This window comes from Streptomyces sp. NPDC001514, assembly GCF_053597075.1.
In genome coordinates this window covers 1-9,609 of record NZ_JBSFHO010000071.1, presented here as the reverse complement: position 1 = coordinate 9,609, position 9,609 = coordinate 1, and the positions used below count along the sequence as shown (strand labels likewise).

Below are 9,609 nucleotides of genomic sequence, written 5' to 3'. Positions count from 1 at the left end.
CAGCGGGGCCAGGGCCCGCAGCAGATCCAGCCGCTCCGCCTACGCCTCCACCGGGGCGGCGATCTGGCCCGCCCCTGCAAGCTCGGCCTCCCGGCCGGCCGCCCTGACCAGCGCCTCGGGACCGGCCTGCCGGGCCAGCCGCGCCAGGTCGAGGGCGAACGCCGTGCGTCCCGCCCCGGCCAGGGCCTCGGCGGCCAGCTCCTGCGCGGTGCCGCCCGCGGGCTCCCGTAGATACACCGGAGAGATCGCGTCCCGTACGGCCTCGGCGAGCCGCCCCGGCAGATCGCCCAGGACCCCCTCGGGCAGGGTCCCGGACCGCACCGGGCGCATCACGTCCACCAGCACCGGGTCCATCGCGTCATCGCCCAGCAGATGGCTGGCGACCCGGTCCGGGACCCGCAACGACCGGCCCAGGAAGGGTCGTTCCGGCTCCTCCACGAGCAGCAGGCCACGCTCCACCAGCGGTGCGTCGGCCGCCAGCCGGGCCCGCGCCCCGGCCGAGACCGCGGCCACCCTGCACAGGCCCAGGGCCAGCCCGATCGTCGGGCGCCGGCGCGTCACGTCGTCGTTGAGGTAGCCGTAGAGCTGCTCGAAGCGGCGGTCGAGGTCCGGTGCCAGCGCGATCAGCAGCAGCTCCACATCCAGCGGCGTCAGGCCGAAGTTCCGTTGGAGCGCGGTCAGCCTGGAGGACTCGGCAGCCCGCTCAAGGGCCTCCCGGTCGGGTACGTCCACCGGGTCGTCCGGCCATGGCACGGTCTCCGGTTCGTCCAGGATCCGCAGGACCGCGTCCTCCGACAGGTACAGGCCCCGGAAGGGGTCGTCCGCCTCCGGGTCCACGGCCCGTCGTGCCTGCACGGCCCGGCGTACCCGCGCCTCGACGATCCCGAGCCGCCCCAGCAGATGGTCCATCAGGCTCCCGTCCGGTCGCCGGGGCGGCGGGTGCGTCGCGGGCCACGCGGCGCCGGGACCGGTACGGATGCCGGGGGCGCGGCCGGCGCATGGACGTCCGACAGGTCGACCGCCAGCCCCTCCTCCACCGGTGGCCCCGCCGGGTAGACCGGTGCCGTGGTGACCGGCGTGCTCACCACCACGTCGAGTGAAGGCTTCAGCTCCCCTCCCAGCGCCGACCACACGTCTGCGAAGGCCCGGTCCTCCGGGGGTGGCAGCGCGATCGACACCGGCACCGGCAGCCCGGTCGCCGTCAACTCGGGCCCCAGCCGCCCGCCCGGCAGTGCGTCGTGCCGCAGAAAGCACGCCAACAGGGCGGACAGGAGCCGGTGTTCGTCCTCCGGCCGCTGTGTCCATGCGCTGATCAGGTACGAGAGTTTGAAGTAGCGCGGCGGCAGGGTCCGGGCCGTGACCCGGCCCTGCTCGTCGTAGATGTTCTGCCGTCCGCGCGAGCGTCGCCGCAGGTCCTCGCGGATGTCGTACAGGTACAGGTTCACGGTAGGGGTGTTGCGCCGGGCAGCCCACTCCCGGGTGGGCGCGTCGAAGACGACCTCGACGTCCGCGCCCTCCCCCAGCGCCTCCCCTCGCACCAGGTCGCGCAGTGCCTCGTCCACTTCATGGATCATGTCCGGTCACCTGCGCCACTGGAAGTCGGACGGCTGCAGCACTCCGGGCACCACCAGGTACTCGGCCTTCACTGCGCGGAACAGCGGCACGGGCACTGCGTCGTGCGTCGCCCTCAGGTGCCGCGGCCCCAGCGCGTCCTGTACGAGTACGAGCACCGGGGCCGAGAAGGTTCCGTCCGACCCGACCACCACCGGCGCGGACGACGCCGTCACGCCCTCGCTCCAGCGCAGCAGGACCGTGGCCCCGGGCGGGAAGGAACTGCCGCGGGCCTGGGTGACCGCACCGGGCGGTCCCAGCTCGGGGTTGAGCCGGAGCACGGGTTGGCGCACGGTCAGCGGTGCGCTCGCCGTGTTGTTGGCGGGGTTGCTGTCCGAGCCCGTTGTCGTGACCGTCGCCGTGATCGCCCCGGTCAGCGCCCGGTCCGCCGCCAGCTGCAGCCGTACGGTGGTGCGGGCCGCGGGCGCCAGGTTCCCGAGCCCGCAGCCGTCCGCGGTCAGGCACGGCGGCCGGGACACCGACACGACCCGGAGCCCGGGCGGCACGACGACCTTCAGCGTCAGCCCGGTCGCGGTGACCGGCCCGCCGTTACGGACGGTCACCTCGGCGGTCATCCGGCCACCCGAGTACGCGGTGCGCGGCCCGGCGGTCACCGACACGGACGGATCCGCGGAGCGCCGCGGGGGCGGCGGCCGCTCGTCCACGGTCAGCGGCGCCGAGGCGGAGTTGTTCCCCGGGTTGGTGTCGGGGCCGGGAGTGGTGACCGTACCGGCGACGGACCCGCGCAGGGCGTTACTCGCAGTCACCACCCGGGTCACGGTCACCGTGGCTCCTGGCGCCAGGTCCCCGAGGGTGCAGCCGGTGGCGGGGCAGGCGGGTGCGGCGGTGACGACGGTCAGCCCGCTCGGCAGTACGGGAGTCAGCAGCACCGACTTCGCGGGGGCGTCGCCGAGGTTCCGTACGGTGTAGACGACGGTCGAGCGGTCACCGGTCAGTATCCGGGAGGGCGTCGCGGTCACGGTGACCGCCGGGTCGGGCAGCCGGGGGTCGACGACCGTCAGGTCCACCGACGCGCGGTCGTTGTCGGGGTTGATGTCCCGCGTGGTCGCGGTCACCCTGCCCTCGATCGTCCCGGAGAAGGCGTTCCCGGCCGTGTAGACGAGGGTGACCTTCTTCTCCGCGCCGGGAGCGATGCTGCCCAGGTCGCAGCCCGCGGCCGGGCATTCCGTGCCGGACACGAGCGTGAGGCCGGGCGGAACGGTCAGCGTGAGCCGGGCGTTCCCGGCGGTCGCGGTGCCGGCGTTGCGGACCGTGAACTCGACGGTCGACCCCTCGCGGATCTTGATGACCGGCGGCGTGGCCGTGGCGGTTACCGCCAGGTCCGGGACCACGACCTGGACCACCAGCTCGTCGGTGTTGTCCTGCGGCTGATGGTCGGTCAGCCCGCCCTCCGCGGTCGCCGCGATCGTCTGTGCACCCGGTGCCACGCCCTTCACGTGCAGCTCGATCCGCACCTTGGTGCCGGACTTCAGCCCGCCCACGTCGCACACCAGTTGCCGGGCGTCGGCCGGATCGGCCGCGCAAGCACCCTCTGGGGCGGACGGCGCGACGAAGTCCAGTCCGGTCGGCAGCTTGACGCGGACCCTGGTTCGGGGCGAGTCGGCGACGCCGTAGTTCCACACGACGAGGACGACCGTGCCGGTGTCGCCCAGCATCAGCGGCGAGTCGGTTGTGGTGAGGTGGACCCGGAGGTCGGAGCTCGGCTTCCAGGTGGGCTGCTGCTGCCCGTTGTAGAGCTTGCCGGGCAGCGTCTCTCCCCCGCCGTCGGCCGGGTTGACCACCCGGATCCGGCGGTCGGTCACCGAGTCCCAGCCGGACACCACCACATCGACGGCCAGCCGTTGGCCGTCGGGCGACCAGGCGGGGTTGTCCGGCATGTCGTAGCCCGGCCCGTCGCCGTCGGGCGCGGGCACGGCGAGAGGGCATGCGTCGCCGAAGGGCACGAGCCCCCGGCAGCGGGTGCCGTCGTCGCCCACCTCCAGCACCATCCGCGGCCCTTCGTACCCCGAGACGGGTGCAGCGCGCAGGAGGGGCTCGCTGGGAACGGCGGTCTGGCGGACGAAGGCGATGCTGCCGGTGCCGGGCCGGTAGGCGGGCCGTACGTCGACCACGCGGCAGTCGGGGCTGCCGCACTGCGCGGCGGAAACGTCGAACTGCACGCCGCCGCCCGGCTTCGCCTCGGCGGTCCAGATGTGGCGGTCGCGGGTGTCACCCTGGGGGCGGACGGGACCGTCGGAGGTTCCGGCGCCGTCGTCCGAGGGCGGCCCGTCGTCAACAGGAGGCCCGCCGCCGTCCGACGTACCGCCGCTGCTGTCGTCGATGGCGATCCTGGCGCCACCCGAGGCCGGCGCCTTCAGCGGTTCCCCCGGAGCCGCGTTGATCCTCGACCAGCAGTAACTCCACCGCGAGAAGGCGAGCTTGCCGCCGTCCGGTGACCAGGTCGGGTCGCGATCGTCCGAGTAGCACACGTAGCCGGGCCTCGTCCGCTCCGGCACCACGTGGAGCAGCCGTCCGTCCTGCGGTCCCCGGGAGATGTCCACGACCACGATCTCCGCAGCCGGATCCGGGATGTCGGGGTCGGGAGGCGCCGACCGGGCGAAGGCCAGCTTGGTGCCGTCGGGGGACCAGGCCGGCCGCGACTGGTGTTCCCCCTCGCCCATGCCCTCGTACCGGAGCGGCACCGCCCGGGCCAGCCCGAGCTCATCCCCCACGAGGATCCGCTCGGTGTCCGGTGCTTCCGGCCGCCCAGTGGTCCGTACGAAGGCCATCCTGCGCCCGTCCGGCGCGTACGCGGGGTCGGACAGGGCGCTCTCCTCGCCCTGTGCGGCCCGCAGTTCGAGCCGGTCCAGGGGCACGGCGGCCCGCTGGCTCTCGATGTTGAAGTCCTCGGGATCCTTCCCGGACACCAGGACGACGGGCCGGCCCCCGGCCGGGCTGTACCAGCCGACGTTCTCGGTCTCGTACAGCACCACGTCGTCGGGGTCGAACAGCGGCGTGCCCCGGCAGGTGCCGCAGGCTTCGGCCCTGGCGTCGACGACGTACGGCTCACCGGACAGGAACACCAGCTCCTTGCCGTCGGGCTTCCATGCGGCGCCGTGTCGTGCGTACTGGTAGCGCTCCCCGACCGCCAGGATGTCGGCCGGCGTCTCCCCGCGGCCGGCCGCGGGGACCGTTGCGAGCGCCTGCTCACCCTGGCCGGTGCGGGTGACGTACGCGATCCGGTCCCTTCCGCCCGGGACCGCGGGCTCCCAGACCGGCTTGGCCGCGGGAGTCTCCCCGTACGAGACCGGGACCTCTGCACCGCCCGCGGCCACGGTCGTGCGATAGGCCCGCTCGTCCCGTGTGAAGACGAACTCGGTGCCGTCCGGGGACCAGTCGGCCCAGTCCGCGTTCCTGACGGCCTCGCGCAGCCCGGTGCCGTCCGTACGGACGACCCACACGGAGGGCTGCGCGCCGCCGGACCGGCCGCGGGAGTCGTCGCAGCGATCGGCCGACGTGCGGCTGCCCTCGCCGTCGTCGTTCTCCCACGACACGAAGGCGATCCAACGCCGGTCCGGGGACAGCACGGGATCGGCCAGCCGCCCGCCGTCCAGTTGCACGACCGGGGTCACCGGCCCGTCGCCGGTGCGCCGGAACAGCCCCTCCCCCGTGCCGCTGCGGTCGCTGACCCAGACCATGTCGTCGCCGCGTGCCGATGCCTGGCAGTCGTTGCCCGCCGCGCCGGGCGGCAGCAGTGACGTCAGGGCGCCGCGCGGGCCGATCGTGGCCACGCTGCGATGGGGGCCGTCGCCGATGTACGCGATCCGGCCCGGGTCGGGCGGGAGTTCGTCGACGGCCCGCGTGGGCGGGGGTTCGGCAGCCGTGACGGCGGGGCCCGCGGCAGGTGTCGCACTCACGAGCACCATGGCGAGCAGCAGACCCAGCCCTCGACGCCCCCGGACGGAGCGGAAAACACCTTCAAGCACGCGCATCCGCCGGACGTTTCCCCCGCGCCTCCCGGGGCGCCCCCGGGACGGTGCCGACAGCATCCGGACAGCCCTCCTCAGAACAACCCTGTCCCGAAGCGCACCCCACAGGCACCCCGAGAAGGGGCACCGGTCGGGGTAGCCCCGACTGCCCTAAGAGGCAGCGCGTCTGGGCTCAGCGCGAACGAGCCCGTGTCCGGCGGCTCGGGGCGACTGCGGCGGGGCTGCGGCCCCGGACCCCGTACCCCCGGCGGAGCCATGGGGTACCCCCACCGACTCGCTGTGAGCCCGTCCGGGGCCCCCAAGCCCGCGGGACGCATACGGGGAGATTGAGGACCCGCCCGAAGGGCGTGCAGAGGCTGCGGGCTTGCCCCACGCCTGGACACCACCAGGGGCTGCGGGCTTGCCCCGCGCCTGGACACCACCAGGGGCTGCGGGCTTGCCCCGCACCTGGACACCACCCACCGGCGCGCGGACGCCGGACCCGCCACCGGACGCCGCCGGGCTCACCACGCACGGACCACCGGACCCTGTCGCGAGAGAGCACGGAGCTCGCCGTCCGGCGCAGGCCGGCTGCGCCCAGGCCCTGGGCGGCCCGGGGCCCGTTCCGGCCCAGGCCCGGCCCGGCGGGCCCGCGCTCACCTTCGTGCGGGCCCGGTCCGGGCCGGATCAGATGAAGCCCTGCCGCATCGCGTACGCCACGGCGTGCGAACGGTTGCGCAGCTGGAGCCGCGTCGTCACGTCATGGAGGATGTTCTTGACCGTACGCTCCGAGAAGGCCAGTGTCCGCGCGATCTCCGCGGTGTCGCTGCCCTCCGCGACCAGCCGCAGCACGTCGACCTCGCGAGGTGCCAGCCCGGTGAACGCAAGGCCGCGCGGATCCAGCACCTGCCGCTGCAGCCGCCCCACCTGGTCCAGCAGCCGCCCCAGCAGGTCGGCAGGCACGCTGCCCTCGCCGCTCGCCGCCGCCGTGATGACCTGCACCAGCCGTTCCGTGGACGCCTCGGCGCGCCGGACGACACCCAGCACTCCGCATTCGGCGGCGGCGACGAGCCCCGCATCGTCGATCTCGGTGGCCACGAGCACGGTGCCGCATCCACCCTCTCGCTGGAAACGGCGCAACGTCTGCATCTCCGTTTCCCCGATCCGGTCCACGGACACCACGGTCACCGCCGGCCCGTCGTACTCCTCCTCACCCAGCAGCTGGAGTTGGGGACAGTTCCTCAACTGCCCCGCCAGCCCGGCGCGCGAGATCGGGTCCTGGGCCATCAGCCGCACCCGGACACGCTCCGCGCCGCTCTCTCCTTGGTATCTCATGTTCAGACATCCCCCTGTTCGGCGCCCCCACGCCATGCGAGAGCGGCGCCTGTCGTACCAGGCACTTCCTCACCGGTCGTCCAGTGAACACCCGGGCAGTCAGCAGCCACTCCACGCCGGCTCAACGGGCAACGCATCGTGCCCCCAGGTGTGTCCGTAGGGGAGCGGAGTCCTCCGGCCCGGGTCCCTACCGTCCCCTCATGACCACTTCCGCTCATCTGGATGCCTCCCCCGCCTCGGTGCTGCCCGGCGAGGAGGCCCGGATCCCGCTCGAAATCCGCAACGGCGGAAACGTCGTCGAGGCCTACGGCTTCGAGGTCCTGGGTCCGGCCGCCGACTGGAGTGTGGTCGAGCCCGCGACGCTGTCCCTGAACCCCGGCACGGGCGGGCAGGTGGAGCTGGTGGTCCGACCGCCTCGGGACACCACCGTCCCGCCGGGTGAACTCACCTATGGCGTACGGGTGCTGCCACAGGAGCAACCGCAGTACGCCACGGTGCCCGAGGGCGTCCTGTACATCCGCCCGTACGCCGACTTCACTGCGGAACTGACCCCGCGGCTGGGTCAGGGCCGCACCGGTGCCCGATTCCAGGTGGCGTTGGACAACCGCGGCAACTATCCCCTGTCCGTTGCCCTTTCGGGCAAGGATCAAGGTGATCTGCTGAAGTTCGGGCTGCCTTCCGGGCCCACAGTGGTGGAGCCGGGGCGGGCGGCGTTCGTGAAGCTGCCCGTCAAACCGAAGAGGTGGATGTGGCGCGGGGTGGCCGTGCCGCACGTCTTCCAGGTGATCGCGGCCCCGTCCCCCGGCCCGGAGGGGGCGCCGGAGGTGGCCCCGGAGCCGCTCGACGGCAGTCTGCTGCAGCGTCCGCTCGTCTCGGCGGGCCTGCTGAAGCTGCTGATCGCGCTACTGGTGCTCCTCGGTGTTCTGGCGGGGCTGTGGTTCGGGTTGCTGCGCCCGGTCGTCCGCAGCGCTGCCAAGGAGGCGGTGAAGGCCCCGGTCGAAGCGGCGGAGTCCAAGGCGGCCGAGGCGAAGGAGGCGGCGGACGAGGCCAAGGAGGCCTCGTCGGCGGGTGCCGGCGGCGGCAAGCCGGGCCCGGGCGGCAGCGGGGCGCCGTCCCCGTCGGGCTCGGCCACTCCGGGCACAGGCCCGGCCCCGCTCCCGCAGGCCGCCCTGTTCTCGCACCGCCTGACTCCGTCAGCCCCGGCGGGCGGCACCGCCGCGGCGACGTACACGGTCCCGGACGGCAAGGTGCTGCGCCTGACGGATCTGGTCATGGAGAACCCTCAGGGCGACGCGGGCACCATCACGCTGTCGGTGGGCGACAAGCCCCTCCTCGCTCCCGCGCTGGAGAACTTCCGCGAGCAGGACTTCCACTGGGCATCGGCGATCCTGGCGGGCCCGAAGCAGAAGATCACGGTGACCCTCGCCTGCCGCACGGTGGGCCGCCCGCCCTCCGGCCCGGCCCCCGACCGCTGCCACTCGGCGGTCCTCTTCAGCGGCACGCTGGAGTAGTACGGCCGGGATCGCCAACCGGACGCTTCGGCCGCCGCCTGCGCCCGCAAAAACAGCCGCCGTAGCCCTCGCCCCCAGGCCAGAGTGCATGCTCATTCGAGGATGCCGATCCCTGCGGCGAGGGCTTCCGGCTGTAGCTCCGAGGCCGTTTACCGCACGGAGAGCTGCTTCGGCACCTTCCCTGCGCTGGCCGACGCCGATCGTCGAACGGATCACGCCCTACCGCCGCACCCGCTCAGTCATGCCGGCCGATCGGTCGGCCTACGTACTGCGCGCACCGCGGGAATGTAATGAGCAATAGCTCGGTTGCACCTGTCGACTCCCGTGAACGCGGGTCGGACCGCCCGGATGATCCGCCCGGTTCTCCGGTGAAAGGGGAAAGTGATGGCACGTAACGACACGCGCCCTGTCGTGACGCTCAGGTCGACGGCAGGGACCGGCCACACCTACGTGACCCGCAAGAGCCGGCTGAACGACCCCGACCGGCTCGTGCTGCGCAAGTACGACCCGGTGGCGGGCGAGCACGTGCTGTTCCGTGAAGAGCGCTGAAGCTCTGCGCTCCGCACTCGGTCCCAGCCGGACCGATCCGGGCCTCAGGACATCAAGGCATCAAGGCATCAAGGAAGGACACCACCCGTGAAGCCTCGTATCCACCCTGTCTCCCGCCCGGTCGTCTTCCGTGACCGTGCCGCGGACGTCGCGTTCCTGACGCGCTCGACCGCTGGGTCCGACAAGACGATCGACTGGCAGGACGGAAACACCTACCCGCTGGTCGACGTCGAGATCTCCTCGGCGAGCCACCCCTTCTACACGGGGACCTCTCGCCTGGTGGACACCGCCGGCCGTGTCGAGCGCTTCGAGCGCCGCTACGGCCGGGCGGGCGCGGCCAAGGGCTGAACAGGGGCGGACCACCGGCGGGGGCGGATCTCGGACGTCGGGTGCCACGCCGCCCGGCGGGCGAGGGAAGGAGGAGCGATGAAGGTGCGCAAGTCACTGCGCGCGCTGAAGGCCAGGCCTGGTGCCCAGGTCGTGCGGCGCAGGGGGACGACGTTCGTCCTCAACAAGAAGGAGCCGCGCTTCAAGGCCCGTCAGGGCTGACGGCGCGAGCCGGGGCCCGGGCCCCCCCGCACACCACGCCCGCCCGGCCCGGCACAGCCCGCGCGCGGGGGGGGGGGGCCCGAGGG

The 9,609-nt window shown here is 73.3% G+C and carries 8 protein-coding genes; 4 read left to right on the top strand and 4 right to left on the bottom strand.

Going from position 1 to position 9,609, the window contains the following annotated elements; genetic code table 11:
- Positions 1-39 precede the first annotated feature (39 nt).
- The 4 genes from ACWCXB_RS36265 to ACWCXB_RS36250 all read right to left on the bottom strand — a co-directional run bounded on the left by ACWCXB_RS36265 (position 40) and on the right by ACWCXB_RS36250 (position 6,914).
- Positions 40-909: a hypothetical protein gene (locus tag ACWCXB_RS36265; protein WP_450728715.1), complete on the bottom strand. Its 870-nt coding sequence runs from the start codon at positions 907-909 to the stop codon at positions 40-42.
- Positions 909-1,574 carry a DUF4255 domain-containing protein gene (locus ACWCXB_RS36260; protein ID WP_450728713.1) on the bottom strand — a complete coding sequence of 222 codons (666 nt, stop codon included), beginning with the start codon at positions 1,572-1,574 and terminating at the stop codon, positions 909-911. Before ACWCXB_RS36260 ends, ACWCXB_RS36265 begins: the two co-directional genes overlap by 1 nt.
- Positions 1,575-1,580: 6 nt before the next feature.
- Positions 1,581-5,528, bottom strand: coding sequence for a CARDB domain-containing protein (locus ACWCXB_RS36255; RefSeq protein WP_450728711.1), 3,948 nt, complete (start codon positions 5,526-5,528; stop codon positions 1,581-1,583).
- A 738-nt stretch (positions 5,529-6,266) separates the two neighbouring features.
- Positions 6,267-6,914: a response regulator transcription factor gene (locus tag ACWCXB_RS36250; protein WP_450728709.1), complete on the bottom strand. Its 648-nt coding sequence runs from the start codon at positions 6,912-6,914 to the stop codon at positions 6,267-6,269.
- Between the two features lie 200 nt (positions 6,915-7,114).
- On the opposite strand from ACWCXB_RS36250, the gene ACWCXB_RS36245 reads away from it, so the two are divergent.
- The 4 genes from ACWCXB_RS36245 (at position 7,115) to ykgO (ending at position 9,523) form a co-directional block, all read left to right on the top strand.
- Positions 7,115-8,425 carry a COG1470 family protein gene (locus tag ACWCXB_RS36245; RefSeq protein ID WP_450728707.1) on the top strand — a complete coding sequence of 437 codons (1,311 nt, stop codon included), beginning with the start codon at positions 7,115-7,117 and terminating at the stop codon, positions 8,423-8,425.
- Between the two features lie 384 nt (positions 8,426-8,809).
- Positions 8,810-8,974, top strand: coding sequence for a 50S ribosomal protein L33 (rpmG, locus tag ACWCXB_RS36240; protein WP_450728705.1), 165 nt, complete (start codon positions 8,810-8,812; stop codon positions 8,972-8,974).
- Positions 8,975-9,061: 87 nt separating this feature from the next.
- On the top strand, positions 9,062-9,322 hold the full coding sequence (locus ACWCXB_RS36235; RefSeq protein ID WP_450728703.1) for a type B 50S ribosomal protein L31: 261 nt from the start codon (positions 9,062-9,064) through the stop codon (positions 9,320-9,322).
- A 78-nt stretch (positions 9,323-9,400) separates the two neighbouring features.
- Positions 9,401-9,523 carry a type B 50S ribosomal protein L36 gene (gene ykgO, locus ACWCXB_RS36230; protein ID WP_336554702.1) on the top strand — a complete coding sequence of 41 codons (123 nt, stop codon included), beginning with the start codon at positions 9,401-9,403 and terminating at the stop codon, positions 9,521-9,523.
- Positions 9,524-9,609 lie beyond the last annotated feature (86 nt).